The 26873-nt window shown below is 59.9% G+C and carries 26 protein-coding genes; 18 read left to right on the top strand and 8 right to left on the bottom strand.

Annotated elements, in window-relative coordinates; translation table 11 throughout:
• The first annotated feature begins 7 nt into the window (after positions 1–7).
• From ssuC to PSJE_RS18325, 3 genes are read left to right on the top strand one after another with little or no spacing between them, the layout of a single operon-like run.
• Positions 8–790, top strand: coding sequence for an aliphatic sulfonate ABC transporter permease SsuC (gene ssuC / locus PSJE_RS18335; RefSeq protein WP_090452039.1), 783 nt, complete (start codon positions 8–10; stop codon positions 788–790).
• Complete coding sequence (ssuB, locus tag PSJE_RS18330) at positions 787–1593, top strand: aliphatic sulfonates ABC transporter ATP-binding protein (protein ID WP_090452038.1); 807 nt, start codon at positions 787–789, stop codon at positions 1591–1593. The genes ssuC and ssuB overlap by 4 nt, the downstream gene beginning before the upstream one ends.
• Before the next feature lie 33 nt (positions 1594–1626).
• Positions 1627–1842 carry a TOBE domain-containing protein gene (locus PSJE_RS18325; protein ID WP_007967989.1) on the top strand — a complete coding sequence of 72 codons (216 nt, stop codon included), beginning with the start codon at positions 1627–1629 and terminating at the stop codon, positions 1840–1842.
• A gap of 193 nt (positions 1843–2035) precedes the next feature.
• Here the strand turns inward: PSJE_RS18325 and PSJE_RS18320 are convergent, their stop codons facing one another.
• Both PSJE_RS18320 and PSJE_RS18315 read right to left on the bottom strand, forming a co-directional pair.
• Positions 2036–2668, bottom strand: a complete 633-nt coding sequence (locus PSJE_RS18320) for a TetR/AcrR family transcriptional regulator (protein ID WP_090452036.1) — start codon at positions 2666–2668, stop codon at positions 2036–2038.
• A 279-nt stretch (positions 2669–2947) separates the two neighbouring features.
• On the bottom strand, positions 2948–4324 hold the full coding sequence (locus tag PSJE_RS18315) for a glutamine synthetase family protein (protein WP_053163627.1): 1377 nt from the start codon (positions 4322–4324) through the stop codon (positions 2948–2950).
• 278 nt (positions 4325–4602) lie between these two features.
• Between PSJE_RS18315 and PSJE_RS18310 the strand changes: the two genes are divergently transcribed.
• The 8 genes from PSJE_RS18310 to PSJE_RS18275 all read left to right on the top strand — a co-directional run bounded on the left by PSJE_RS18310 (position 4603) and on the right by PSJE_RS18275 (position 13380).
• Positions 4603–4953: a hypothetical protein gene (locus tag PSJE_RS18310; RefSeq protein ID WP_079246700.1), complete on the top strand. Its 351-nt coding sequence runs from the start codon at positions 4603–4605 to the stop codon at positions 4951–4953.
• 38 nt (positions 4954–4991) lie between these two features.
• Positions 4992–6350: a glutamine synthetase family protein gene (locus PSJE_RS18305; protein WP_090452034.1), complete on the top strand. Its 1359-nt coding sequence runs from the start codon at positions 4992–4994 to the stop codon at positions 6348–6350.
• A gap of 59 nt (positions 6351–6409) precedes the next feature.
• Positions 6410–7774 carry an aspartate aminotransferase family protein gene (locus PSJE_RS18300; RefSeq protein ID WP_090452032.1) on the top strand — a complete coding sequence of 455 codons (1365 nt, stop codon included), beginning with the start codon at positions 6410–6412 and terminating at the stop codon, positions 7772–7774.
• 188 nt (positions 7775–7962) lie between these two features.
• Positions 7963–9075, top strand: coding sequence for a polyamine ABC transporter substrate-binding protein (locus PSJE_RS18295; protein WP_090452031.1), 1113 nt, complete (start codon positions 7963–7965; stop codon positions 9073–9075).
• A 188-nt stretch (positions 9076–9263) separates the two neighbouring features.
• On the top strand, positions 9264–10361 hold the full coding sequence (locus PSJE_RS18290) for a polyamine ABC transporter substrate-binding protein (RefSeq protein WP_090452029.1): 1098 nt from the start codon (positions 9264–9266) through the stop codon (positions 10359–10361).
• A gap of 72 nt (positions 10362–10433) precedes the next feature.
• Positions 10434–11576, top strand: a complete 1143-nt coding sequence (locus PSJE_RS18285) for an ABC transporter ATP-binding protein (RefSeq protein ID WP_090452027.1) — start codon at positions 10434–10436, stop codon at positions 11574–11576.
• 35 nt (positions 11577–11611) lie between these two features.
• The gene (locus PSJE_RS18280; protein ID WP_191622238.1) at positions 11612–12493 is read left to right on the top strand and encodes an ABC transporter permease subunit; all 882 of its coding nucleotides are present in this window, start codon (positions 11612–11614) and stop codon (positions 12491–12493) included.
• A complete protein-coding gene (locus PSJE_RS18275; RefSeq protein WP_057712854.1) occupies positions 12490–13380 on the top strand; it encodes an ABC transporter permease subunit in 891 nt (296 codons plus the stop codon). The genes PSJE_RS18280 and PSJE_RS18275 overlap by 4 nt, the downstream gene beginning before the upstream one ends.
• Before the next feature lie 148 nt (positions 13381–13528).
• Here PSJE_RS18275 and PSJE_RS18270 read toward each other — a convergent pair whose 3' ends face one another.
• The gene (locus tag PSJE_RS18270) at positions 13529–14170 is read right to left on the bottom strand and encodes an HD domain-containing protein (protein WP_090452025.1); all 642 of its coding nucleotides are present in this window, start codon (positions 14168–14170) and stop codon (positions 13529–13531) included.
• 305 nt (positions 14171–14475) lie between these two features.
• Here PSJE_RS18270 and PSJE_RS18260 point away from each other — a divergent pair, with 305 nt between their 5' ends.
• A complete protein-coding gene (locus tag PSJE_RS18260; protein ID WP_090452021.1) occupies positions 14476–15441 on the top strand; it encodes a GlxA family transcriptional regulator in 966 nt (321 codons plus the stop codon).
• A gap of 145 nt (positions 15442–15586) precedes the next feature.
• Here the strand turns inward: PSJE_RS18260 and PSJE_RS18255 are convergent, their stop codons facing one another.
• Complete coding sequence (locus PSJE_RS18255) at positions 15587–17986, bottom strand: penicillin acylase family protein (RefSeq protein ID WP_090452019.1); 2400 nt, start codon at positions 17984–17986, stop codon at positions 15587–15589.
• Between the two features lie 102 nt (positions 17987–18088).
• Positions 18089–18670: a DUF6436 domain-containing protein gene (locus PSJE_RS18250; RefSeq protein ID WP_090452017.1), complete on the bottom strand. Its 582-nt coding sequence runs from the start codon at positions 18668–18670 to the stop codon at positions 18089–18091.
• Positions 18671–18766: 96 nt separating this feature from the next.
• On the opposite strand from PSJE_RS18250, the gene bipL reads away from it, so the two are divergent.
• Complete coding sequence (gene bipL / locus PSJE_RS18245; RefSeq protein WP_090452015.1) at positions 18767–19714, top strand: phospholipase BipL; 948 nt, start codon at positions 18767–18769, stop codon at positions 19712–19714.
• A gap of 111 nt (positions 19715–19825) precedes the next feature.
• Here the strand turns inward: bipL and PSJE_RS18240 are convergent, their stop codons facing one another.
• On the bottom strand, positions 19826–20578 hold the full coding sequence (locus tag PSJE_RS18240) for a DUF2059 domain-containing protein (protein WP_057712860.1): 753 nt from the start codon (positions 20576–20578) through the stop codon (positions 19826–19828).
• A gap of 108 nt (positions 20579–20686) precedes the next feature.
• On the opposite strand from PSJE_RS18240, the gene PSJE_RS18235 reads away from it, so the two are divergent.
• Positions 20687–21319: a 2OG-Fe(II) oxygenase gene (locus tag PSJE_RS18235; protein WP_090452013.1), complete on the top strand. Its 633-nt coding sequence runs from the start codon at positions 20687–20689 to the stop codon at positions 21317–21319.
• 2 nt (positions 21320–21321) lie between these two features.
• Positions 21322–21807: a 2-thiouracil desulfurase family protein gene (locus PSJE_RS18230; RefSeq protein WP_090452011.1), complete on the top strand. Its 486-nt coding sequence runs from the start codon at positions 21322–21324 to the stop codon at positions 21805–21807.
• A gap of 139 nt (positions 21808–21946) precedes the next feature.
• Here PSJE_RS18230 and PSJE_RS18225 read toward each other — a convergent pair whose 3' ends face one another.
• The gene (locus PSJE_RS18225; RefSeq protein ID WP_090452009.1) at positions 21947–22531 is read right to left on the bottom strand and encodes a transporter substrate-binding domain-containing protein; all 585 of its coding nucleotides are present in this window, start codon (positions 22529–22531) and stop codon (positions 21947–21949) included.
• Positions 22532–22666: 135 nt separating this feature from the next.
• Between PSJE_RS18225 and PSJE_RS18220 the strand changes: the two genes are divergently transcribed.
• Positions 22667–23089, top strand: a complete 423-nt coding sequence (locus PSJE_RS18220; protein ID WP_057712864.1) for a DUF4399 domain-containing protein — start codon at positions 22667–22669, stop codon at positions 23087–23089.
• Positions 23090–23151: 62 nt separating this feature from the next.
• On the opposite strand, the gene serA is transcribed toward PSJE_RS18220, so the two are convergent.
• The gene (serA, locus tag PSJE_RS18215) at positions 23152–24381 is read right to left on the bottom strand and encodes a phosphoglycerate dehydrogenase (RefSeq protein ID WP_007976393.1); all 1230 of its coding nucleotides are present in this window, start codon (positions 24379–24381) and stop codon (positions 23152–23154) included.
• A gap of 206 nt (positions 24382–24587) precedes the next feature.
• On the opposite strand from serA, the gene PSJE_RS18205 reads away from it, so the two are divergent.
• Both PSJE_RS18205 and PSJE_RS18200 read left to right on the top strand, forming a co-directional pair.
• Positions 24588–25982, top strand: coding sequence for an FAD-binding oxidoreductase (locus PSJE_RS18205; protein ID WP_090452007.1), 1395 nt, complete (start codon positions 24588–24590; stop codon positions 25980–25982).
• Positions 25983–26020: 38 nt separating this feature from the next.
• A complete protein-coding gene (locus PSJE_RS18200) occupies positions 26021–26686 on the top strand; it encodes a fumarylacetoacetate hydrolase family protein (protein ID WP_056726437.1) in 666 nt (221 codons plus the stop codon).
• Positions 26687–26873 lie beyond the last annotated feature (187 nt).

The following is a 26873-nucleotide window of genomic DNA, read 5'->3' as shown; positions in this document are numbered from 1 at the left end:
CGCGGTCATGAAGAAAATCATCCACAGCCTGGCGCCCTGGGCGTTGCCGGTGTTGCTGCTGGCGGTATGGCAATTGAGTGTGTCGGCGGGTTGGTTGTCGACACGGATCCTGCCGGCACCCATCGCCGTCATCGAGGCCGGTGTAAGTCTGGTACGCAGTGGCGAAATCTGGACACACCTGGCGATCAGTGGTTGGCGTGCCGCGCTGGGCTTCACCATCGGTGGTGGTATCGGCCTGACGCTCGGCTTCATCACCGGCCTGTCGAAGTGGGGCGAACGCCTGCTCGACAGTTCGGTGCAGATGATCCGCAATGTGCCGCACCTGGCGCTGATTCCACTGGTGATCCTGTGGTTCGGCATCGACGAGTCGGCGAAGATTTTCCTGGTGGCGCTGGGCACGTTGTTCCCGATCTACCTCAACACCTATCACGGCATCCGCAACGTCGACCCGGCGTTGGTGGAGATGGCGCGTAGCTATGGCCTGAGCGGTTTCAGCCTGTTCTGGCAGGTGATTCTGCCGGGGGCGCTGCCTTCGATTCTGGTCGGCGTGCGCTTCGCCCTGGGTTTCATGTGGCTGACGTTGATCGTGGCGGAAACCATTTCCGCGAGTTCCGGCATCGGCTATCTGGCCATGAACGCCCGGGAGTTCTTGCAGACCGACGTGGTGGTGCTGGCGATCCTGATGTACGCGGTGCTTGGCAAACTGGCCGACCTCGCGGCCCGTGGACTTGAGCGTGTCTGGCTGCGCTGGCACCCGGCCTATCAGGTTGCCAAGGGAGGTGCGGCATGATTGCGGAGCAACCTCCACGCCTGCTGCGCGGCATTCCGCTGGCGGTGCGCAAGCTGCAAAAGACCTTCGGCTCGCGGCAGGTGCTGCGCGAGATCGACTTGCACATTCCTGCGGGCCAGTTTGTTGCCGTGGTCGGTCGCAGTGGCTGCGGCAAAAGTACCTTGCTGCGCTTGCTCGCCGGTCTTGATCAACCAACCGGCGGTGAGTTGCTCGCCGGTGCCGCGCCATTGAGCGACGCGCGGGAAGACACGCGGCTGATGTTCCAGGAAGCGCGTTTGCTGCCCTGGAAAAAGATCATCGACAACGTCGGTCTGGGCCTCAAGGGCAACTGGCGGCCGCAAGCGCTTGCAGCTTTGGAAGCGGTGGGCCTGGCCGATCGCGCCCACGAGTGGCCGGCAGCGCTGTCCGGTGGACAGAAACAACGCGTGGCGTTGGCCCGTGCGTTGATTCATCAGCCGCGCCTGCTGCTGCTCGACGAGCCCTTGGGTGCGCTGGATGCCCTGACCCGAATTGAAATGCAGCAACTGATCGAACGGCTCTGGCAGCAGCACGGTTTCACGGTGTTGCTGGTGACCCATGACGTCAGTGAAGCCGTGGCGATTGCCGATCGGGTGATCCTGATCGAAGACGGCGAAGTCGGCCTCGACCTGCACGTGGAACTGCCGCGCCCTCGGGTTCGTGGCTCCCATCGGCTGGCGGCACTGGAAACCGAAGTCCTCAATCGTGTGCTGGCGCTGCCCGGCCAACCGCCGGAACCGGAACCTGTTTCACCCTTGCCTACGCAATTGCGCTGGGCTCAATAACTCAAGTCTTACCCAACGACAGGAATCAACATCATGACTATCAAGGCCATCAACGTTCGCAACCAGTTCAAAGGCTCCATCAAGGAAATCGTCCTCGGCGACGTGCTGTCGGAAATCGACGTGCAGACCGCGTCCGGCATTGTCACTTCGGTGATCACCACACGCTCGGTGAAAGAGCTGGAACTGGCGGTCGGCAGTGAAGTGATCGCGTTTGTGAAATCCACCGAGGTGTCGATCGCCAAGTTGTAAGCCACATGCGTAAACAACAACCCCGAAGGGTTTGAGCCCTTCGGGGTTTTTTCATGTGTGTTTGTCTTGAGCTGAGCGGTGCGGCCATCGCGAGCAAGCTCGCTCCCACAGGATTATTTGTCGTTCACAGAATCTGAATTCACTGAAGATCCTTGTGGGAGCGAGCTTGCTCGCGATGAGGTCAGTGAGCGCACTAGAGGTTCCGCTTGGGCATATACGGTGGCAAATACAACCCCACATAAGCATCAAACACCCGCATCCCTTCCTCGGCCATGCGCGGCGTAATCTGCCCGTGCTGCTGCACCGAGCGCGCATACACCCGGTCGCCCAGCTCCATGGCCAGGGCAAACACATCGACATCACTCGGCAAGGTCGGCAGCTCGAAGTGATGGTCGAACAGCTTGTGCATCAGGACGCCCAGTTCGATGTCGTGCTGGCGGTCGGCCTGGGTGACTTCGGTCAGGCCGTGCTGGGCCAGAATGAGTTGGCGGGCGGCGGCGTCCTCTGCATAGATGTCGAGCATGCGTTGTTCCACCAGTCGCGAAAGATCGCGCCAGCCATTCAAGGCGTGGTGGTCGATAGGGGCTTGCAGGCAGGCGCGGAAGGCCGCATGGACGTCGGCGGTCAAGGCTTCGAGCAACGCCGGCACGCTGGCGAAGAAGTGGTAGACCGAGGAGGGCGGAATCTCCGCGCGCTCGGCGACGCTGTAGATCGACAGGCTGGCCACGCCCTCGGCAGCCAGCAGCGTGCGGGCCGCATCGAGTATCGAATCGATCCGGGCCTGGCTGCGTGCACGGGGTTTGCGGGGGGTGGCTACGCGTGTCATTGGAGTCTCCTGCGGGGCTGCGGGCATTGTACGCAGAGCGCGAGGATGATCCATACCCTGTGGCGAGGGGGCTTGCCCCCGTTGGAGGGCGAAGCACTCCCAAACCCGGTAATCGCGGTATGTCTGATACACATGAGGGCGCATTTTTTGGGGCTGCTGTGCAGCCCAACGGGGCGGTGCGGCGCCCCGACAAGCCCCCTCGCCACAGGGAGCAATGTTGGCCATAAAAAAACGCCGCAGGCTGTGAGGCCGGCGGCGTTTCTTCACTACTGCAACCGCTTACACGGTATGCAGGTACCAGTTGTACTCGAGGTCGGAGATGGAGTGTTCGAACTCCTCCAGCTCGCTCTCTTTACAGGCCACGAAGATATCGATGTATTTCGGATCGATGTACTTGGCCATGACTTCGCTGTCGTCTAGCTCGCGCAGTGCATCGCGCAGGTTGTTCGGCAGGCTCTGCTCGTTCTGCTCGTAGCTGTTGCCTTCGACCGGGGCGCCAGGCTCGATTTTGTTGGTCAGGCCGTGGTGCACGCCTGCCAGGACCGAAGCCATCAGCAGGTACGGGTTGGCATCGGCGCCGGCTACACGATGTTCGATGCGCACGGCGTCGGCGGAGCCGGTTGGTACGCGAATCGCCACGGTGCGGTTATCCAGGCCCCAGCACGGCGAGTTCGGCACGTAGAACTGTGCGCCGAAACGACGGTAGGAGTTGACGTTCGGGCAGAGGAAAGCCATCTGCGCCGGTAGGGTCTCGAGCACACCGCCGATCGCGTGACGCAGTGCGGCGTTCTGCTCGGGATCCTCACTGGCAAAAATGTTCTTGCCGTCTTTGTCGAGAATCGAGATGTGGACGTGCAGACCATTACCCGCCTGGCCTGGGTAAGGCTTGGCCATGAAGGTGGTGTCCATTTCATGGTCGTAGGCGATGTTCTTGATCAGGCGCTTGAGCAGGACCGCGTAGTCGCAGGCCTTGATCGGGTCAGCCACGTGGTGCAGGTTGACTTCGAACTGCGCCGGGGCACTTTCCTTGACGATGGCGTCGGCCGGAATGCCTTGCTCTTTGGCACCCTCCAGAATGTCCTGGAGGCAGTCGACGTATTCGTCGAGGTCGTCGATCAGGTAGACCTGAGTCGAGTGCGGACGTTTGCCGGAAACCGGCGAGCGCGGCGGTTGCGGACGACCGTTCACGTTCTCCTGGTCGATCAGGTAGAACTCCAGTTCGAACGCGGCGCAGATGGTCAGGCCCATTTCGTCGAACTTGCGCACCACATTGGCCAGCACTTCACGCGGGTCGGCGAAGAATGGTTCGCCTTCGAGTTCGTGCATGGTCATCAACAGTTGCGCGGTCGGGCGCTTCTGCCATGGCTCGTTGCATAGGGTATCGGGGATTGGATAGCAGATTCGGTCAGCATCGCCGATGTCCAGGCCCAGGCCGGTGCTTTCCACCGTCGAGCCATTGATATCCAGAGCAAATAGAGAGGCCGGCAGGTTGATGCCTTTCTCGTAAACCTTGTGGAGGCTGGTGCGTTCGATGCGCTTGCCGCGCACCACACCATTCATATCCGCAATCAGAAGGTCAACGTACAGAACCTCAGGATGTTCCTTAAGGAACGCGTTCGCTTCGTTAAGCTGAACGGCACGCGGGGGTACCGACATGATGCAACACCTTTGTTGTTAAAAATATCAATCATTGATCTTTTCAGATTCCAGTCAACCCGAACGGCATGCCGAAGTCAAGCGAGGCCTTTTTTGCCCTAAAAAAGCGCCCGTGTGGCTTTTTTGAGGCACTTTGGGGCGTTTTTATGCCCTTGGCCTCTATGGCGCCCGCAGGCTTGAGCGGGCCGTGTTGTATTTTTTACGGGGGTGTTGTGTAAAAAAATGAACAAGGCTAAGCTCGAATCAAACCCATAACAGCAATAATACCGGGGTGCTTCATGTCTCGCCTGCCGATAATCGGCGTCACCGACTGCTCAAGACAGGTCGGTCGGCATGCTTATCACATCAGTGATGACACGTCCGTCCGTTCCGTGGCCCCGGCGGTTCTGGTGATCCTCCCATCCGTGACGGTTCAACCGTCCCCGTCCGATATTCTGGACGGTCGCGATGGCACCCCCATTACGGTTACTCCATTCAATATAGAACCGATTCACAATAGCGGCCTGACCATTGTTCAGGGCACCGCTCGCGATTCTGCACGCCCGGCCTCTGCAGCCGTGTTGCCAAGCACGATAATCTGCCGCGCAAACGCTCTACAACGCGACGCCGATGCGTCAAACAACGCCTGACCTCAAAAGGGTCAGACAACTCAAGCCTAGAGGCATTTATGAGTAACAACCTCGACCAGCTCACCGATTGGTTGAAAAACCACAAGATCACAGAAGTCGAATGCATGATCGCCGACTTGACCGGGATTACCCGGGGCAAGATTTCGCCGACCAACAAATTCATCGCCGAAAAAGGCATGCGCCTGCCAGAAAGCGTTCTGTTGCAGACAGTGACCGGCGACTACGTCGAAGACGACATCTATTACGAACTGCTCGACCCGGCCGACATCGACATGATCTGCCGCCCCGACCAGAGCGCGGTGTACCTGGTGCCGTGGGCCATCGAGCCGACCGCCATCGTCATCCACGATACCTACGACAAGCAAGGCAACCCGATCGAGCTGTCGCCGCGCAACGTGCTCAAGAAAGTCCTGAAACTCTATACCGACAAAGGCTGGCAGCCGATCGTGGCGCCGGAAATGGAGTTTTACCTGACCAAGCGCAGTGACGACCCGGACTATCCGTTGCAGCCGCCGGTCGGCCGCTCCGGTCGCCCGGAAATCGGTCGCCAGTCGTTCTCCATTGAAGCGGCGAACGAATTCGATCCGTTGTTCGAAGACGTCTACGACTGGTGCGAATTGCAGGACCTGGACCTCGATACGCTGATCCACGAGGACGGCACCGCGCAGATGGAAATCAACTTCCGTCACGGCGATGCCCTGTCCCTGGCCGACCAGATCCTGGTGTTCAAGCGCACCATGCGCGAGGCCGCGCTCAAGCACAACGTCGCCGCGACCTTCATGGCCAAGCCGATGACCGGCGAGCCGGGCAGTGCCATGCACTTGCACCAGAGCGTCATCGACATCGAGACCGGCAAGAACATCTTCTCCAATGACGACGGGACCATGAGCCAGTTGTTCCTGCACCACATCGGTGGCTTGCAGAAACTCATTCCCGAGCTGTTGCCGCTGTTCGCACCCAACGTCAACTCGTTCCGCCGCTTCCTGCCGGATACCTCGGCGCCGGTGAACGTGGAGTGGGGCGAAGAGAACCGCACCGTGGGCCTGCGGGTGCCGGATGCGGGGCCGCAAAACCGTCGGGTGGAAAACCGCCTGCCGGGCGCCGATGCCAACCCGTACCTGGCGATTGCCGCGAGCCTGCTCTGCGGTTACATCGGCATGGTCGAAGGCCTGAACCCGAGTGCGCCGGTAGTGGGGCGTGGCTATGAACGCCGCAACCTGCGCCTGCCGCTGACCATCGAAGACGCGCTGGAACGCATGGAAAACAGCGCGACCATCGAGCGTTACCTGGGCAAAAATTTCATCACTGGCTACGTTGCGGTCAAGCGGGCCGAGCATGAAAACTTCAAGCGCGTGATCAGTTCGTGGGAAAGGGAATTCCTGCTCTTTGCCGTCTGATACGCCGGGCGCCGCCGCTGCCTGGCGGCGCCTTCACGTGATTTTTTTAGGAGATTCGTATGACCAGCAACAATCCGCAAACCCGTGAATGGCAAACCCTGAGCAATGATCACCACCTGGCTCCGTTCAGCGATTTCAAACAGCTGAAAGAGAAAGGCCCGCGGATCATCACCAACGCCAAGGGCGTTTACCTCTGGGACAGCGAAGGCAACAAGATCCTCGATGGCATGGCCGGCCTGTGGTGTGTCGCAATTGGTTATGGTCGCGATGAACTGGCCGATGCCGCCAGTAAACAGATGCGCGAACTGCCTTACTACAACCTGTTCTTCCAGACTGCGCATCCGCCGGTACTGGAACTGGCCAAGGCTATCGCCGACATCGCGCCTGAAGGCATGAACCACGTGTTCTTCACCGGTTCCGGCTCCGAAGGCAACGACACCATGCTGCGTATGGTTCGTCACTACTGGGCGATCAAGGGCCAGCCGAACAAGAAAGTCATCATCAGCCGCAAGAACGGCTATCACGGTTCCACCGTGGCCGGCGCGAGCCTGGGCGGTATGACGTACATGCACGAACAGGGCGATTTGCCGATCCCGGGCATCGTTCACATTGCCCAGCCGTACTGGTTCAGCGAAGGCGGCGAAATGACCCCGGAAGAGTTCGGTGTGTGGGCGGCCAATCAGCTGGAAGAAAAGATTCTGGAAGTCGGCGTCGACAACGTCGGTGCCTTTATTGCCGAGCCGATCCAGGGTGCCGGTGGCGTGATCATTCCGCCAGAGACTTACTGGCCGCGCATCAAGGAAATCCTCGCCAAGTACGACATTCTGTTCGTGGCTGACGAAGTGATTTGCGGTTTCGGTCGTACCGGCGAGTGGTTCGGCAGCGATTTCTACGACCTCAAGCCAGACATGATGACCATCGCCAAGGGTCTGACCTCGGGCTACATCCCGATGGGCGGCCTGATCGTGCGTGACGAAGTGGTGGACGTGCTCAATGAGGGCGGCGACTTCAACCACGGTTTCACCTACTCCGGGCACCCGGTGGCGGCGGCTGTGGGGCTGGAAAACATCCGCATCCTGCGCGACGAAAAAATTGTCGAGCGCGTGAAGTCCGAAACGGCACCGTATTTGCAAAAGCGTCTGCGGGAACTGAACGATCACCCGCTGGTGGGTGAAGTTCGTGGGGTGGGTCTGTTGGGGGCCATCGAACTGGTCCAGGACAAGGCCACGCGCAAGCGTTTCGAAGGCAAGGGCGTCGGCATGATCTGCCGTCAGTTCTGCTTCGATAACGGCCTGATCATGCGCGCCGTCGGCGACACCATGATCATCGCTCCGCCACTGGTGATTACACCGGCGGAAATCGATGAACTGGTGACCAAGGCTCGCAAGTGTCTTGACCTGACCCTGAGTGCATTGCAGGGCTAAGTGCTAGGCTCTGAGCGGAGGTTCAAAGTTCTACATATGAAGTAGGAACTTTCGCTCAGAACTGTCAGAAAGCGTGGCCGTTTCCTTGAAAGACCGATGTGGATCTTGCCAGACTAGCCGCGGTTCCAGTTGCCCGGGTTCGGTCGCTGAACAAGTGGTTCAAAAAAGAAAAATTTGGAGCATTACGCATGAAGGCACTAGGTAAAAAGCTCGCTGGCAAGACTCTGCTTGCCATGTCCGTAATGGGTTTGATGGCCGGCGCGGTTCAGGCCGATGACAAAGTACTGCACGTGTACAACTGGTCCGACTACATCGCACCCGACACCGTCAAGAAGTTTGAAGACGAGTCGGGCATCAAGGTTGTCTATGACGTCTTTGACAGCAACGAAACCCTTGAAGCCAAGTTGCTGGCAGGCAAGTCCGGTTACGACATCGTTGTACCGTCGAACAACTTCCTGGCCAAGCAGATCAAGGCTGGCGTCTACCAGAAGCTGGACAAGTCCAAGCTGCCTAACTGGAAGAACCTGAACACCGACCTGCTCAAGGCCGTTTCCGTGAGCGACCCGGGTAACGAGCATGCCTTCCCGTACATGTGGGGTTCGATCGGTATCGGCTTCAACCCCGAGAAGGTCAAGGCAGCGCTGGGTGCCGACGCGCCGACCAACTCCTGGGACCTGCTGTTCAAACCTGAAAACGCCGCGAAGTTGAAGGCGTGCGGTATCAGTTTCCTCGATTCGCCAACCGAGATGATTCCGGTGGCATTGCACTACCTGGGCTATCCAACCGACAGCCAGGACAAGAAACAACTGGCCGAAGCCGAAGCGCTGTTCCTGAAAATTCGTCCTTCGGTAGGTTACTTCCACTCGTCCAAGTACATCTCCGACCTGGCCAACGGCAACATCTGCGTGGCCGTGGGTTACTCGGGTGACATTTACCAGGCCAAGTCCCGCGCGGAAGAAGCCGGTGGCAAGGTGAAAGTCAGCTACAACATTCCGAAAGAAGGTGCCGGCAGCTTCTACGACATGGTCGCCATCCCTAAAGATGCCGAAAACGTCGAAGGCGCCTACAAGTTCATGACCTTCCTGCAGAAGCCGGAAATCATGGCTGAAATCACCAACGCCGTGCGTTTCCCGAACGGTAACGCGGCTGCAACTGCGTTGGTCGATAAAGACATCACCAGCGACCCGGGCGTTTACCCGCCGGCGGACGTGCTGGCCAAGCTGTACGCGATTGCCGACTTGCCGGCCGCGACCCAGCGGATCATGACCCGCAGCTGGACCAAGATCAAATCCGGTAAATAAGCCGGTTTGATGCAACAACCTGTTGTCGCCACCCGCGCGGTGGCGGCAGCAGGTGTAATTAAATGACAGAAAGTTTTGCTGGAACGGTTTTTCGAGGGTAAGTTGCGCGCCGGTTTTGTTGCCGGGCAACCACGGTTGTCATGTAGCGCGGGGCAACTTGGGCCCAACTAATTTCAGAGGACCTCCACTTGCCTATTTTTTCTATGTTGCGCAATGCCATGCTGGTGAGTGCCGGGCTGACAGTTGCTGTCAGTGTCCAGGCCGCCGGTACCGTGCATATTTATAACTGGTCCGACTACATCGGCGAGACCACCCTGGCCGATTTCCAGAAAGAGACCGGTATCAAGCCGGTTTATGACGTCTTCGATTCCAACGAAACCCTGGAAGGTAAATTGCTGGCCGGACGTACCGGCTACGACGTGGTCGTGCCGTCGAACCACTTCCTCGGCAAGCAGATCAAGGCCGGGGCATTCCAGAAGCTCGACAAGTCGCAGCTGCCGAACTATTCGAACCTCGATCCAGTGCTGCTCAAGCGCCTGGAACAGAACGATCCGGGCAACCTGTACGCCGTGCCGTACCTGTGGGGCACCAACGGCATCGGTTACAACGTCGACAAGGTCAAGGCTGTGCTGGGCGTCGATACGATTGATTCGTGGGGCGTGCTGTTCGAGCCGCAGAACATCAAGAAGCTGCAAAGCTGTGGCGTCGCGTTCCTCGACTCCGCCGATGAAATGATGCCGACAGTGCTCAATTACATGGGCCTGAACGCTAACAGCACTGATCCCAAGGACTACGAAAAGGCCACCGCCAAGTTGCTTGCAGTGCGGCCTTACGTGACCTACTTCCATTCGTCCAAGTACATCGCGGATCTGGCCAACGGCGATATCTGCGTGGCGATCGGTTTCTCCGGCGACATCTTCCAGGCCAAGAACCGCGCCGAAGAAGCCAAGAAAGGCGTGAACATCGCCTACTCGATTCCGAAAGAGGGCGGTGCGCTCTGGTTCGACATGCTGGCGATTCCGAAGGACTCGGCCAACGTCAAGCAGGCCCACGCCTTCATCAACTATTTGCTCAAGCCTGAGGTGATTGCCCAGGTCAGCGATTACGTCGGCTATGCCAACCCTAACCCGGGGTCGGACAAACTGATGGAACAGTCCATTCGCACCGACGAAGCGGTTTATCCACCGCAAGAGGTGCTCGACAAGACCTACGTGTCGGTCGAGTTACCGCCGAATATTCAACGTTTGATGACCCGCAGCTGGACCAAGGTCAAGTCGGGTAAATAGTTTCAAGGCTCAAACTATCCAAGGTTGGCTCACCTTGAGCGAACTGCACTCTTTTTTTCGGGAGTTTCGTAAATGGCAGTTGCCTCCGGCGCCTATAAGAAAGCCCTCGAGGGCGACCAGTCACCTAAACAGGTGCTGGTCAAAATCGACCGGGTCACGAAGAAGTTCGACGAGACGATTGCCGTGGACGATGTGTCCCTGGAAATCAAGAAAGGCGAGATTTTCGCCCTGCTCGGCGGTTCGGGATCGGGCAAATCCACTTTGCTGCGCATGCTCGCAGGTTTCGAACGGCCCACGGAGGGGCGCATTTTCCTCGATGGCGTAGACATCACTGATATGCCGCCATACGAGCGGCCGATCAACATGATGTTCCAGTCCTACGCCTTGTTCCCGCACATGACCGTGGCGCAGAACATCGCCTTCGGCCTCAAGCAGGACAAACTGCCGGCGTCAGAGATCGACGCCCGCGTGGCCGACATGCTCAAGCTGGTACAGATGAGCCAGTACGCCAAGCGCAAACCGCATCAGTTGTCCGGTGGTCAGCGTCAGCGTGTGGCCCTGGCCCGTTCCCTGGCCAAGCGCCCGAAGCTGCTGCTGCTCGACGAACCGATGGGCGCACTGGATAAAAAACTGCGTTCGCAAATGCAGTTGGAGCTGGTGGAGATCATCGAGCGCGTCGGCGTAACCTGCGTGATGGTGACCCACGATCAGGAAGAGGCCATGACCATGGCCGAGCGTATCGCGATCATGCACCTGGGCTGGATCGCCCAGATCGGCAGCCCGATCGACATCTACGAAACCCCGACCAGTCGCCTGGTCTGCGAATTCATCGGCAACGTGAACATCTTCGAAGGCGAAGTGATCGACGACGCCGAAGGTCACGCGATCATTACCTGCAAAGACCTGGATCGTCAGATCTACGTCGGCCACGGCATCAGCACTTCGGTGCAGGACAAGTCGGTCACCTACGCGATCCGTCCGGAAAAACTGCTGGTCACCGCCGACATGCCGACCTGCCAGTACAACTGGTCCAGCGGCAAAGTGCACGACATCGCCTACCTGGGTGGGCACTCGGTGTTCTACGTCGAATTGCCAAGCGGCAAGCTGGTGCAGTCGTTCGTGGCCAACGCCGAGCGTCGCGGGCAGCGTCCGACCTGGGGTGATCAGGTCTACGTGTACTGGGAAGACGACAGCGGCGTGGTACTGCGCTCATGAACATGCGCAAATTCAAGCGTCGACTCAATCGAATAATTCCCGGTGGCCGTCAGATGGTCATCGGGGTTCCCTTCATCTGGCTGTTCCTGTTCTTCATGCTGCCGTTCTTCATCGTACTGAAGATCAGCTTCGCCGAAGCGGACGTGGCCATTCCGCCATACACCGAGATCTACAGCTACGCCGAGCAGAAGCTGCAGTTGCTGCTTAACCTGGGCAACTACGCGATGCTGGCCGGTGACGAGCTGTACATCGCCGCTTACCTCGGCTCGTTGAAGATGGCGCTTTTCAGCACCATCCTCTGCCTGCTGATCGGCTACCCGATGGCCTACGGCATCTCCGTTGCCCGCAAGGAAGTGCAAACGGTGCTGGTGCTGCTGATCATGATGCCGACCTGGACCGCGATCCTGATCCGCGTTTACGCGTGGATGGGCATCCTCAGCAACAACGGCCTGCTCAACGGGTTCCTGATGAGCATGGGCTGGATCGACGAGCCGCTGCAGATCCTCAACACCAACCTGGCGGTCTACATCGGCGTGGTTTATTCCTACCTGCCGTTCATGATCCTGCCGCTGTACGCCAACCTGGTGAAGCACGACCAGAGCCTGCTGGAAGCTGCGTCGGACTTGGGTTCGAGCACGTTCAACAGCTTCTGGAAAATCACCGTGCCGCTGTCGAAAAACGGCATCATCGCCGGCTGCATGCTGGTGTTCATCCCGGTGGTGGGTGAGTTCGTGATCCCGGAACTGCTCGGTGGTCCGGAAACCCTGATGATCGGTAAAGTGCTCTGGCAAGAGTTCTTCAACAACCGTGACTGGCCGGTGGCGTCTGCCCTGGCGGTAGTGATGCTGGCGATCCTGATTGTGCCGATCATCCTGTTCAACCGCAGTCAGGCCAAGGAAATGGAGGGTAAAGAATGAAGCGCTTCCGTTTCTCCAGCCTGATGCTGGTACTGGGTCTGTTGTTCATCTACCTGCCGATGCTGATCCTGGTCATCTACTCGTTCAACGCCTCCAAACTGGTTACGGTGTGGGGCGGCTGGTCGATCAAGTGGTACGTCGGCCTGCTCGACAACAGCCAACTGATGGGTTCGGTGGTGCGCTCGCTGGAAATCGCCTGCTACACCGCCATCGCGGCGGTGGCACTGGGTACATTGGCGGCGTTCGTCCTGACGCGCATTACGCGCTTCAAGGGCCGTACCCTGTTCGGTGGCCTGGTCACTGCGCCGCTGGTCATGCCTGAGGTGATCACCGGTCTGTCGCTGTTGCTGCTGTTCGTGGCCATGGCGCAGATGATCGGCTGGCCGCAGGAGCGCGGCATCGTCACCATCTGGATCGCCCACACCACGTTCTGTGCGGCCTATGTGGCGGTGGTGGTCTCGGCACGCTTGCGTGAGCTGGACCTGTCCATCGAAGAAGCGGCCATGGACCTCGGTGCACGGCCGTGGAAGGTGTTCTTCCTGATCACCATCCCGATGATCGCGCCATCGCTGGCAGCGGGCGGCATGATGTCGTTCGCCCTGTCGCTGGATGACCTCGTGCTGGCGAGCTTCGTGTCCGGCCCGGGTTCCACGACCCTGCCGATGGAAGTATTCTCGGCGGTCCGTCTGGGGGTCAAACCCGAGATCAACGCCGTGGCCAGCCTGATCCTGTTGGCGGTATCGATCGTGACCTTCCTGGTCTGGTTCTTCAGCCGTCGCGCCGAAGAAAGCCGTCGTCGTGCGATCCAGCAGGCGATCGAAGAAGCGGCAGCCGACTCGTGGAAGCAACCGGACGTGCGTCGCGCGCAGGCGCCGGAAGCGGCTTGATCCCGAATTGGGTAGACCACATTTGAGTGGACTACCCAATTCCAATGTGGGAGCGAGCTTGCTCGCGATAGCGGACTGACATTCAACATCGATGTTGACTGTGATGCCCTCATCGCGAGCAAGCTCGCTCCCACAGGTTCTTCTGCGGTCAGGAAATCCAAGGGGATTTGCGAATGACCTCGACGAAGTTCATCGGCTTGAACCCCGGCTCCTGATCCACCAGCACATCAGTCTTCACATTGCCGAACGTGGTCTGCGGACGATGGCGCAAGCCGTCGGCAAACGCGCAGATGATGCACTCCTTGAATCCCTCGCCCCGTGGATGCGCATGCACCACCGCTTCGCGCTGCACGCTGGAAAACGCCGCGTAGTCTATGCCCAGCACGTCCATCTCGACGCCAGCCGTGACCAGTGCCACGGTGGGCCGCAAATGCTGAGGCACGCCCGGCGTGGTGTGCAGGGCAATCGATAGCCAGACCTGTTCGATGTCGTCATCGCTCAGTCCGTAAGGCTTGAGGAACGCCGCTGCCGCGTTGGCACCGTCGACTTCGAAGCGCTCGTTGTCGCTGCGATGACCTTGCACCAGTCCCAGGTCATGGAACATCGCGCCGACGTACAGCAACTCCGGGTTGTAGGCCAGTTGCTTGCGCTCGCCGCTCAGAGCACCGAACAGGAAGACCCGGCACGAGTGGTGGTAGAGCAGGTCGGACTCGATGTCGCGGATGTATTCGGTGGTGGCCTTGGCCAGTGCGCTGTCGGGGATCTTGATGCCGGCGATGGTGGTGCTCATGGAGTTTTCCTCGTCGTGAACGCCTTGGCGGCGCTGAGGGTTTCAGTCTGTTACGGCCCCGGAAACCGGACAATCGATCCATGGCTGCGATCCCGGCCAATGAGCGTGCATATCGCGCCAACCTCGCTTGTTGGGCGTGGATTGGCTAGGGTGCATGCAGACCCTGTAGGAGCGAGCCTGCTCGCGATGGAGGTCAACGATGACGCCGGCTGCCTGGATGAACGCGGTGCCCTCACGTGCATCGCGAGCAAGCTCGCTCCTACAAAGGGACGGTGCAATCAGATCCAAGGGAGGCGATTCACGTCATGAGTAAAACCGTAGCCATCGTGGTATTCGCCGGCGTTCAGTCGCTGGATGTCACCGGCCCCATGGATGTGTTTTCCGAGGCCAATCGCTTCCTTGCCCCGCAGGATCACTATCGGCTGGAGGTGATCGGCGTCGAGCGCGGGATGATGGCGTGCTCCAACGGTTTGGCCCTCAATGCCCATCGGCATTTCAGCGAAGCGCTGGAGCCGTATGACCTGTTGCTGGTGGCGGGCGGGCCGCAGTTGCCGTTTATGGATTTCGGCATGGCATTCGACGGCTGGTTGCGCGATGCCTGCGTGCGGGCCAAGCGCTTCGGCTCGATCTGCAACGGCGCGTTCATGCTCGCCCGGGCCGGATTGCTGGAGGGGCGCACGGTCACTACGCATTGGCAGGACGCATCGGATCTGGCGGCGCTGTGCCCCTCGTCCCGGGTGGAAGCGGATCGACTGTATGTTGAGGACGGCGAACTGTTCACCTCGGCCGGGGTCACAGCGGGGATCGATCTGTCGTTGTATCTATTGGGCCGGGATCACGGGCCGGAAGTTGCACTCAGCGTCGCCAAGCGGCTGGTGGTGTTCACCCAGCGTTCGGGCGGGCAGTCGCAATTCAGCCCGTTCCTCACACCCCACGCCGAAGCGGATTCGGCGGTAGCGATGGTGCAGCATTACGTGCTGGCCAACCTGACGGGCGACCTGGCCATCGCCGACCTGGCCAATGCCGCCAACATGAGTGCGCGCAACTTCTCCCGGGTGTTTGCCAGGGAAGCGAAAATCACCCCGGCCGAGTTCGTCGAGCGAGCGAGGGTCGATGCGGCGCGGACGCTGCTGGAAAGCACCCGCGCGCCGCTCAAGACCGTGGCCTATCAATGCGGTTTTCGCGATGCCCAGCACATGCGCAGTGTGTTCAATCGCAGGTTGGGGGTGACGCCGCAGCAGTTCCGGCTGAACTTTGCGGCGATGGTTTGAGTTGAATTTGTAGGCGTCTATCAGGGCCCCATCGCGAGCAAGCTCGCTCCCACAGGTTTCTCTGGTGTTCACATAATTTGTGTTCGACACAGATCCTTGTGGGAGCGAGCTTGCTCGCGATGAGGCCGGCCCGGCCAGCAAAAATCTATGGTACAGCCCGCGCCGGCAACAGCTTCAACGTACTGCGGGTATTGGCCGTGATCTCTTCTTCATTGAGATGCGCCTGGAAGTACATCCCCTCGACGTAGGCCTCGGCCTGATCATCATAGTGGCTGTCGAACAGGACTCCGCTCTGGCCGACCGGGTTGATGGTCAGGCTGTGGGCCGGGTCGGAGAAGTCGATCAGGCGCCGGGTCGAAGGGCCGTAGGTGACGGGCCAGGGTGCCGGTCCGATTTTCGCTGAGAGGTTGTTCGGCACTTCATGACTGCCAGGTGCGGCGAAGGGGCCGACATTGAAGAACAGGTCCAGCGGCTTCTGCTGCCCGAGCGGATGGCCATGGGTCAATGTGTGCGCGCTGCCCCACTGCCATTGCGAGGCGTCTGCGCCGAGGGTGCTCTTGAGGTGCGCGAGGCTGGCTTGCCAGGCGACCTTCACCGTGTCGGCACGGGTTTCCTTGCCGAGGGTGCTGCGGTTGTCCCACCACGGCGAATCGGCGCTGGCGGCAAGGCGGGGGAGCGCGGCGTCGATCACCCGGGTCGAGAGCAGCGTTTCGAAGAAGTCGTTACCCAGTTCATCGCGCATCGTCGCGTCAGTCAGGTTGAACAGGAACTGGTTGAACAGCGTGGCGCTGGTCGAGTCGAGCGGGTAATCGCCTTTCCACTGGGCCAGTTGCTCCACGAGTTTGAGTTCGGCGGGATCGCTCACCACTTCGCGCAACACCGGCAACAGCGGTGCCAACAGGCGCGGGCCGTAGGCGGTAGTGGTGCCCAGTTGCAGTTTCTGGCTGTTTTCCAGGTCCCATTTGATCGCTTTGTCGCTGAGCTGGCGATTGAGTTGCTGGCCGCGATCGGCAAGGTTGTAGTAGCCGGGAATCTCCATGCCGGTTGGCGACACCGGCTGGAAGTTGGCCGAGACGATGTAGCCCCGGGCCGGGTTTTCTTCCTGAGGGTTGGCGCTGAACGGGTAGAAGCCATCCTTGTCCGCCTCGGCGGTGCTGCCGTCGAGGATGAACCACGGGCGTACACCCGTCGGGCGTTTAGGCAATTGCGCCGCCGCCCACCAGCCGATATCTCCCTTGGCATTGGCCCAGACAACGTTCAGGCCCGGGGCCTGGATTTTTGCCGCGGCACCACGGGCCTTGGCCAGGGTGTCGGCGCGATTGAGCTGGTAGAAACCCTCCAGGATCGGGTTCTGGCTTTCGAGAAATGCCCACCACATGGCAATCGGGGTTTTACCGACGCCGCTGCCCAAGGCATCGTTGACGATCGGGCCGTGGGGCGACTGACGCAACACCAGGGTGACTGGCGCCTGGCCCTTGACTGCGATCTGCTGCTCGCTGGTCGTCATGTCCACCCACTTGCCGCGATACCAGACCTGATTGGGGTTGTCCGGGTTGACCTTCTCGGCGATCAGGTCGAGGTCGTCATTCTGGAACATGGTGATGCTCCAGCCGAAGTCGTGGTTCATGCCCAGCGACGCAAACGGCATCAAGGCCTGATAGTGGCCGTAGAGTTCGAAGCCGGGCGCCGAGAGCTGCGCTTCGTACCACACCGACGGCGCGGAAAAACGGATATGCGGATCACCCGCCAGCAGCGGCTTGCCGCTTTGGGTCCGGCTACCCGCGACGACCCAGGCGTTGCTGCCCTCGAACTGTGGCAGGCCGTTGTCAGCCAGGGCTTGTTCGCTCAAGCGGGCGAGGGCGTTGAGGTCTTTCCAGTCGGCGCTGGCCAAGGTGGTGCCGGTCCCGTTGAGCACGCCCTTGGGCTGCCAGTCGAGATCGAAGATGTTCAGGTATTGGGGCCCCAGTTGATCGCGCACGAAGGTCAGCAAGGGTTCGGTACGAAATGCCGCAGCAAAACTGTAGGCCATGTAGCCGGCGATGCTGATGGTGTCCTGGGCCGTGAACGGGCGTTTTGGAATGCCCAGCACATCGAACTCCACGGGTTTGACGTGGCTGTCCTGATACTGGTTGATGCCGTCCAGATAGGCTTGCATGGCGATGAAGGAGGGCGACTGCTTGTCGAGGTTCGCCAGGTAAGTTTCTGCGCGTTCGCGAATGCGCAGGCTGCGCATCAGTTTGTCGGTGTCGAGCAGCTTCGGCCCGAGCACTTCAGCCAGTTCGCCACGGGCCAGGCGACGCAGGACTTCCATCTGGAACAGGCGGTCCTGGGCATGCACGTAGCCGAGGGCGCGGTACAGGTCGGTTTCGTTGTCGGCGCGGATGTGCGGGATGCCACGTTCGTCGTAGCGCACGGTGACGGAGCCTTGCAGGTGTTGCAGTTCCACCATGCCCTGGCGTGACGGCTGCTTGCTGTAGAGGTACCAGCCGGCTCCGGAGGCCAGCACGACGATCAACAGAGCGAGAGCGGTCAGGCTGCGTTTCATAAGAGTCCTTGTTGTTATTGTGATTCCTGATGCCACTGTGTAACACGGGGTGCCGATTTGGCGCATCGCCCGTAGGAGGGATTCGTATTACCGCGTCTTTCCCTATTTAGTTGGATCGACAGGCCACGGGCAGTAACAACCTACGGCCAGTGTGTGCGTGGCACTCACTGCGCGGCCTTCATCCAGCGCTTGCAGGATCGGCTCGATAAAGCTGTTGCTCGAGTTGCAGGTCAGGCCTTCGCTGTAGGGGCCGAAGTACGCCAGTTTGCCGCTGCGATCCCAGATCGCCACGGCCGGGCTGGCGGGGATCTGCTCTGAGCCGGGCAGGATGTCGATGGTTTTGAGGCTGCTCAAGGTGCTCGGCAATTGGCCGTGGCTACCGGGTTTTTGCACGGCATAGAATTCCACGCCATGGGGTCGGTAGCGCTCGACCAGCTCGGTCAGGTGTTGTTGATTGCCGACATTGCACGGGCAGGCCGGGTCCCAGAAATGCACAAGGCGGATGGCGCCAGGGCCGGCGAGGGATTCGGGAAGGCGCAGCGGATCACCGGAAAACATCGCGGTGTGCTCGCTGAACGCCCTCAGGTAACGCCCCTGGAACCAGTCGTAGGCCGCCCACAATACGCCAGCACACACCACGGCGAGCAGGCTGGCAAACAGGGGGGCGCGAAGGGGCGAGCGCATCGGTTCAATCCTCGAAGGGTGGCTAGCTTGCCATGCTTGCCGCGACAGATGAATATCGCAGGCCTATAAAGTCCGTTTCACGTTCTGGAATCGTCCATGCCGGCTACTTTCGACCCTGATCTTCTACGTGCAAGCCTGCTGCCATTGGCTGCCGGGCAGGCGTTGTCGGCGCAGGCGCAGGCTTACCAGCAATTCTACGGGCTGGATTTTGCCTCGCGTCAGGTGCGCAGCGGCCTTGGGCGATTCGAGGTCGACGGTTATGAGCTGGTCAGCCAGTTCTGGTGGCCCGAGCGAGCCAAGGCGACGCTGTTTGTCATCCACGGTTTCTACGACCACACCGGGCTCTATCGGCATGTGATCGAGTGGGCGCTGGACCAGGGCTTTGCGGTGATTGCCTGCGACTTGCCGGGGCATGGCCTGTCCAGTGGCGAACGGGCGAGCATCAAGGATTTCGCCGAGTATCAGGACGCATTGCAAGGGTTGTTCCGCGAGGCGCAATCCCTCGACTTGCCGCAGCCGTGGCACTTGTGCGGGCAGAGCACCGGCGGGGCGATCGTGATCGATCATGTGTTGAATGCGGGGGCGAGCAGCCCGGCCCAGGGCCAGGTGATTTTGCTGTCGCCGCTGGTGCGGCCGCGGGCGTGGGGTTGGTCGCAACTGAGTTACTACCTGCTCAAGCCTTTCGTCAAAGCCATCGCCCGGCGTTTCAGCGAGAACTCCAACGACCCGGCCTTTCTGCCGTTTCTGCAGGCCGATCCGTTGCAGCCGTTGCGCTTGCCGACAGCCTGGGTGGGTGCGTTGGCGCGCTGGATCAAACGCATCGAGGCCGCCCCCATGAGTACCCGCCGGCCGCTGATCGTGCAGGGGCAGGCCGACATGACGGTGGATTGGGAGTACAACCTGGAAGTGTTGCGGGGCAAGTTTGATCGGCCGCAGGTGCTGATGCTGCCCGAGGCACGACATCATCTGGCGAATGAGACGCTGGTGATGCGGCAGGAGTATTTCGGGTTTTTGACCAGGCGGATCAAGGGTCGCAATCCCTAGTGCCTGTTCCGGCCCCATCGTGAGCAAGCTCGCTCCCACAATGGGCCGGCGTACGCAGATCCAATGTGGGAGCGAGCTTGCTCGCGATAGCGATCGGTCAGGTGCCGAAGATCACTGGGTCAGGTTAGAATTGCTCTGCCCCACCGCCAACCCCGCCCGAATCGCCGCCAGCGCCGCTTGATAATAAGCCTGGCCTTCCGCCGATTCGGCAAAGGTTGCGAACTCTTCCAGTTCGTTGTCCGACAGGTCGCGATAGACATACAGCAGTGTGTTGTTGAGGTCGCTACCGATCTGCTCCATCAGGCGCTGGCGCTGGCCGTTGAGCATGCCCTGCGCCTGACCGGCACCGAGCAATCCCGGGATCATTGAACTCAAGCTATCGGCGGCGACGCCAGCAATCGCCAGACTGACTTCCGCACCGGCCTCGCGAGCGGGCAGGGCTTGTGCCAAATGGCCGATGATCAACATGCGGCTGTCGCTGGCCTGCATCTTTGGCAGACCCTTGGCGTTTTTTGCCAGTTGGTCGCGACGGGTCGCCAGCAACTCGGCGGCGACGATTTTCTTGCCCAGGGGCGACTGGAAAAACGTCAGCGCGGGTTTGGGGTCGGCGAGGTTCTTGCGCAATTGCGCTTCGGCACGCTGGTCCACGGCCTTGGCGGAAAATCGCTGATTGCTGTTGCTGACCAGTGCCTGAAACACCGCCGGCGGCAGGCTGCCCTGGTAGCGTTGCTGAGCAGCCGAGAGGGCATCGCTGAAATGCGCGCGTTGTTCCGGCCAGCCGGCGACCTTGTACAACTGATCGTGGCCGTCTGCCCAGGCGGGCAAAACGCAGAACATCAGCAGGGATAAAAGCAAACGGCGCATAGGGACTCCAGTCAGCAGGCGACTATTCTCCGTGTGGCACCCCTGCTTGTCGAGAATTCGTATCAACCCGCTGCGCGGCTCTGTCGGATTTCCGGGCACAGGAATACTATGCGCGCCATGCAAATATCCTCTGATCACCCGCTGCTGCTACGAATCGTCGACGACCTGGCCGAGCACGGCTGGTCGCAGCAGAATATTTTCCTGCCTCAGGACTTGACCCGAGAGCTGGCGGCCGAGTGTCGCAAACGTGCTGCCGAGGGTCAGCTGGCTCCGGCCGCCGTGGGCCGTGGGCCGTCATCGGAGATCCGCGAAGGGATTCGTGGCGACCATATCCAGTGGATCGACCCCGGCCAGGCCGAGGCGTGCGACAGCTATCTGAGTTTGATGGACAGCCTGCGCGAGGCGATCAATCGCGGTCTGTTTCTCGGCCTGGAGGATTTCGAAAGCCATTTTGCGATGTACCCGCCCGGTGCCTTCTACCTGAAGCACGTCGACCGTTTTCGCGATGACGACCGGCGCATGGTTTCGGCGGTGGTTTATCTCAATGACGCTTGGCTTCCCGAACACGGCGGCCAGTTGCGCATGTACCTCGACAATGATCGCGTCTACGACGTGGAACCTGTCGGTGGCTGCCTGGTGGTGTTTCTCTCCGGCGAGGTTCCCCACGAAGTCCTGCCCGCAACCCGGGATCGCCTGTCGCTGACCGGCTGGTTCCGCCGGCGCGGCAACGAGCCGTTCTGATCATGCAGAAAATTCTCGTCAGCCGCTGCCTGTTGGGCCACAGGGTTCGTTACGACGGCGGGGCCAGTGGGCCGTTCGATCAGCTTCAGCAGTGGCTTGATGAGGGTCGGGTCATACCGTTGTGCCCCGAGGTGGCTGGTGGATTGCCAACACCTCGGGCGGCGGCGGAAATTCCAGGCGGGCAGGGCACGCAAGTCCTCGATGGCCAGGCGTTGGTGATCACCACCGAGGGCGAGGACGTTAGTGCGCAGTTTCTGTCGGGGGCGTATCAGGCACTGGAACTGGTAAAAAAGCATGGCATCCGCATCGCCGTCCTCAAGGCCAACAGCCCGTCCTGCGGCAATTTGCTGACCTATGACGGGACGTTCAGCGGCGTGAAAGTCAGTGGCGAGGGCGTGACGGCTGCGCTACTCAACCGTCACGGGGTGCAGGTGTTCAGTGAGCTGGAGTTGCCGCAGGCGGCACAGGCGTTGGCAATGCTCGATTAACGAGCGACACAAGGCACTGTGGGAGCGAGCTTGCTCGCGATGAGGCCTGTCCAGCCAACATTGATGTTGAATGTCAGGCCGCCATCGCGAGCAAGCTCGCTCCCACAGGGTTCATCTTTTACTTCAACTTCCCGATGGCTCAAGGTTTCGGCACCACACCCGCATCCGCCCCCAGCCACTTCTGTTCCAGCGCTTGCAGTCGCCCGTCATCCTTGATTCGTTGCAATGCGTTTTCCAGGCTGGCTTGGAACGCCGGATTACCCTTCTGAAACGGAATCGCCAGGTTCACGGCCGGGTTGGTTTTGGGCTTCTCTTCCGTCAGCGATTGGACCAGCAAAATGGAGCGAGGCTCTTCTTTCTGCGCGATCAATTGCGCATTGGTTTGAATGTAAGGTTCGCTGAAGTCGAAACGATCCTTGAGATCCGGGGTCACTGCTATGTGGTTGATAGCGATGTCGTATTTGCCGCTTTCGACGCCGGTCAGCAGATCGCTGCCGTCGGTGACGACGAAGTCGGCCCGGACATCGAGTTCACTTGCGAGCAGTTGGCCCAACTCGATTTCGAAGCCGGTGAGCTTGTCGTCATCCTTGAAATTGAACGGGGGAGTGTTGGCTTCAACGGCAATGCGCAATTCGCCCCGGTCGTTGACGTCATCAATCAATTCGGCATGAGCCAAAGGGCTCAGAAGGGGTAGCAGGCAGATCAGGCCAGGCAGAAAGCGCATGGTCACTCCTTTGAATTTATTATCGCGATCCTCTGATTCAGGCTCGCTTTGCTATGGTTGTCGAGTGCCTTCGACAACGAATGGCCATGAAGTTGTCATGGTCACGCGAATTTTACGGAAAAACTGGAGAAGAGAATGAAAACCTTTATGTCACGTGCTGCTTTGGCTGGCCTGTTGATGGGTGTTTCGGTGCTGGCCAGTGCAACGCCGGCTCCGAAGGGCGCCGAAGTGTCCATCGTGTCTCCCAAGGATGGTGCGACGGTTCCACAGACGGTCGTCGTCAAGTTCGCTGTCGAGAACGTTGCCCTGGCACCGGCGGGCAATACCACCAAGAACACCGGTCATCACCACTTGCTGATTGACGTCGATGAACTGCCAGCCGCCGGTGCGCCGATTCCCAAAGATGCCAACCACCAGCATTTCGGCAACGCGCAGACCCAGGCTGAAGTAACGCTCACGCCGGGCAAACACACCTTGCAGCTTGAACTGGGCGATAGCAACCACATGCCGTTCGATCCGCCGATCGTTTCCGAGAAGATCACCGTCAACGTCAAGTAACGTTGTAGCGTGAATGAAAAAGGGAGCCCGAAGGCTCCCTTTTTTTGTCGCTCAAGTCGCGATCAGAACAGCACCCGGCTACGGATGGTGCCCTTGACGTGTTGCAGCTTCTCTTGCGCCAGGTCCGAGTACTCGGCGTCGACGTCGATCACCACGTAGCCGACCTTCTCGTTGGTCTGCAGGAACTGACCGGAGATGTTGATGCCGTTTTCGGCGAAGACTTTGTTGATCTCGCTGAGCACGCCCGGAATGTTTTCGTGGATGTGCAGCAGGCGGTGCTTGCCAGGGTGAGCCGGCAGGGCCACTTCCGGGAAGTTCACGGACGATACCGACGTACCGTTGTCGCTGTACTTGACCAGTTTTTCCGCCACTTCCAGGCCGATGTTGGCCTGGGCTTCAGCGGTGGAGCCACCGATGTGCGGGGTCAGGATCACGTTGTCCAGGCCACGCAGCGGGCTTTCGAACTCTTCGTCGTTGGAGCGTGGCTCCACCGGGAATACGTCGATGGCCGCGCCGATCAGGTGCTTGTCCTTGATGGCAGCCGCCAGGTGGTCCAGTTCGACCACGGTGCCGCGGGCGGCGTTGATCAGGATGCCGCCTTTCTTGATGGCGCGGATTTCCTTCTCGCCCATCATCCACTGGGTGGCGGCGGTTTCCGGTACGTGCAGCGAAACGATGTCGGACATCGCCAGCAGCTCGTGCAGGTTGCCTACCTGAGTGGCGTTACCCAGTGGCAGCTTGGTGATGGTGTCGTAGAAGTACACCTGCATGCCCAGGCCTTCCGCCAGGACCGACAGTTGAGTACCGATCGATCCGTAACCGACGATGCCCAGCTTCTTGCCGCGGATCTCGAAGGAGTTGGCCGCGCTCTTGATCCAGCCGCCACGGTGGCAGGAAGCGTTCTTCTCAGGGATGCCGCGCAGCAGCAGGATCGCTTCGGCCAGCACCAGCTCCGCTACGGAACGGGTGTTGGAGTACGGTGCGTTGAACACCGCGATGCCGCGTTCGCGGGCCGCGTCCAGGTCGACCTGGTTGGTGCCGATGCAGAAACACCCTACAGCCACGAGCTTCTTCGCGTGATCGAAGATCTCTTCGGTCAGTTGAGTGCGGGAGCGAATGCCGATGAAGTGAGCATCAGCGATCTTTTCCTTGAGCTGGGCTTCCGGCAGAGAACCAGTGAGGTACTCGATGCTGGTGTAGCCCGCCGCCTTGAGGACGTCGACAGCCGATTGGTGGACGCCTTCGAGAAGAAGGAACTTGATCTTGCTCTTATCGAGAGAAGTCTTGCTCATCTGCGTAAACCTGTATCCCGGAGAAAAATGGCAGGAAAGGGAGCAGCCCGGAGCTGACCCGCACGGCAGGAAAGCCGTCACCGCAGAACAGCCCTTGGGCACTATCCTGCGGGGTCGTTATGCTAGCATATGCACCCCGCTAAACACTCATTCCTGCGACGTGAAGCGTTCTCAGGATGACCATGAATTGTTCGAGAGTTCTGTCGATGACCAATCCTGCCCTGATTGAAGAGCTGAAGACCCTGGTTGAGCCTGGCAAGGTGCTGACCGATGCCGACTCCCTGAATGCTTACGGAAAGGATTGGACCAAGCATTTCGCCCCGGCCCCGACCGCCATCGTGTTCCCCAAGACCACCGAGCAGGTCCAGGCCATTGTCCTGTGGGCCAATAAACACAAGGTGGCGCTGGTGCCGTCGGGTGGTCGTACCGGTCTTTCCGCGGCAGCGGTGGCGGCCAATGGTGAAGTGGTCGTGTCGTTCGACTACATGAACCAGATCCTCGACGTGAACCTCACTGACCGCACGGCCGTTTGCCAGCCGGGCGTGGTCACCGAGCACCTGCAGAACGTGGCCGAAGAAAACGGCCTGTACTACCCGGTGGACTTCGCTTCGGCAGGTTCGAGCCAGATTGGCGGCAATATCGGCACCAATGCCGGCGGGATCAAGGTGATTCGCTACGGCATGACCCGTAACTGGGTTGCCGGCATGAAAGTGGTCACCGGCAAGGGCGACGTGCTGGAGCTGAACCGCGACCTGATCAAGAACGCCACCGGCTACGACATGCGTCAGCTGTTCATCGGCGCCGAAGGCACCCTCGGGTTCGTGGTCGAAGCGACCATGCGCCTGGACCGCGCGCCGAAAAACCTCACCGCCATGGTCCTCGGCACCGCCGATTTCGACTCGATCATGCCGGTGCTGCACGCCTTCCAGAGCAAGCTTGACCTGACCGCCTTCGAATTCTTCTCCGACAAAGCCCTGGCCAAAGTCATGGCGCGTGGCGATGTGCCGGTGCCGTTCGAATCCGATTGCCCGTTCTACGCGCTGCTGGAATTCGAAGCGACCACCGAAGAAGTGGCCAACCACGCCCTGGAAACCTTCGAGCACTGCGTCGAGCAGGGCTGGGTACTGGACGGCGTGATGAGCCAGAGCGAAACCCAGTTGCAGAACCTGTGGAAACTGCGCGAATACATCTCCGAAACCATTTCCCACTGGACGCCGTACAAGAACGACATCTCGGTCACTGTGTCGAAAGTCCCGGCGTTCCTGAAGGAAATCGACGCGATCGTCGGTGAACACTACCCGGATTTCGAAATCGTCTGGTTCGGCCACATCGGCGACGGCAACCTGCACTTGAACATCCTCAAGCCGGATAACCTGAGCAAGGACGAGTTCTTCGCCAAGTGCGCCACCGTCAACAAGTGGGTGTTCGAAACCGTCGAGAAGTACAACGGTTCGATCTCCGCCGAGCACGGCGTGGGCATGACCAAGCGTGACTACCTGACCTACAGCCGCTCGCCGGTCGAGATCGAGTACATGAAAGCGGTCAAGGCGGTGTTCGACCCGAACGGCATCATGAACCCGGGCAAGATTTTCGCTGTTTGATTTTCGAACTTTAAGAGCCAACGAAGCAGGAGTCGGTAATGAGCTATCAGCACCAGTATGTCGACGGTACGCGCATTCACTTCCCGTTGGGGAAAGTGGTGTGCATCGGCCGTAACTACGCCGAACACGCCAAGGAACTGGACAATCCGGTGCCGACCGAACCACTGCTGTTCATCAAGCCGGGCAGTTGCGTGGTGCCGCTGGAAGGTGGTTTCAGCATTCCGACCGAGCGCGGTTCGGTGCACTACGAAGCGGAAATCGCGGTGTTGATCGGCAAGCCGTTGTCGACCAAACCGAGCCGCGAAGAAGTGCTCGACGCCATCTCCGGTTTCGCTCCAGCCCTGGACCTGACCCTGCGCGACAAGCAGGCCGAGCTGAAATCCAAGGGCCTGCCCTGGGAAATCGCCAAGTCCTTCGACGGTGCGGCAGTACTTGCTCCGTTCGTGTCCGGCAGCACGTTTGCCGACCTGACCGACATCGGCATCCGCCTGACCATCAACGGTGAAGTGCGCCAGGACGGCAACAGCAGCGCGATGCTCAACCCGATTGTGCCGATGATCCAGCACATGGCCGGCTGCTTCTCGTTGCAGGCCGGGGACGTGATCCTCACCGGCACGCCAGTGGGCGTTGGCCCGCTGAATGTCGGTGACGAGATCGTTCTGGAATTGCCGGGCGCCAGCAGTTTCACCAGCAGCGTTCGCTAGTTGTAACACCGCTGTACCCTGTGGGAGCGAGCCTGCTCGCGATAGCGGTGTGTCATTCAATATCTTTGTTGGCTGACACGCCCCCCATCGCGAGCAGGCTCGCTCCCACATTGGTTTTTTCAGGGTCTGTAAAAGGCTCACCCTGTCATTTCCCGTTTTTTTCACATCCTGTCTGGATAATTTCAGG

Origin of the sequence: Pseudomonas jessenii (assembly GCF_002236115.1) — a bacterium.
GTDB lineage: Bacteria > Pseudomonadota > Gammaproteobacteria > Pseudomonadales > Pseudomonadaceae > Aquipseudomonas > Aquipseudomonas jessenii.
Note: the sequence above shows the minus strand (reverse complement) of the source record. Positions and strands in the feature narration are given on the sequence as shown.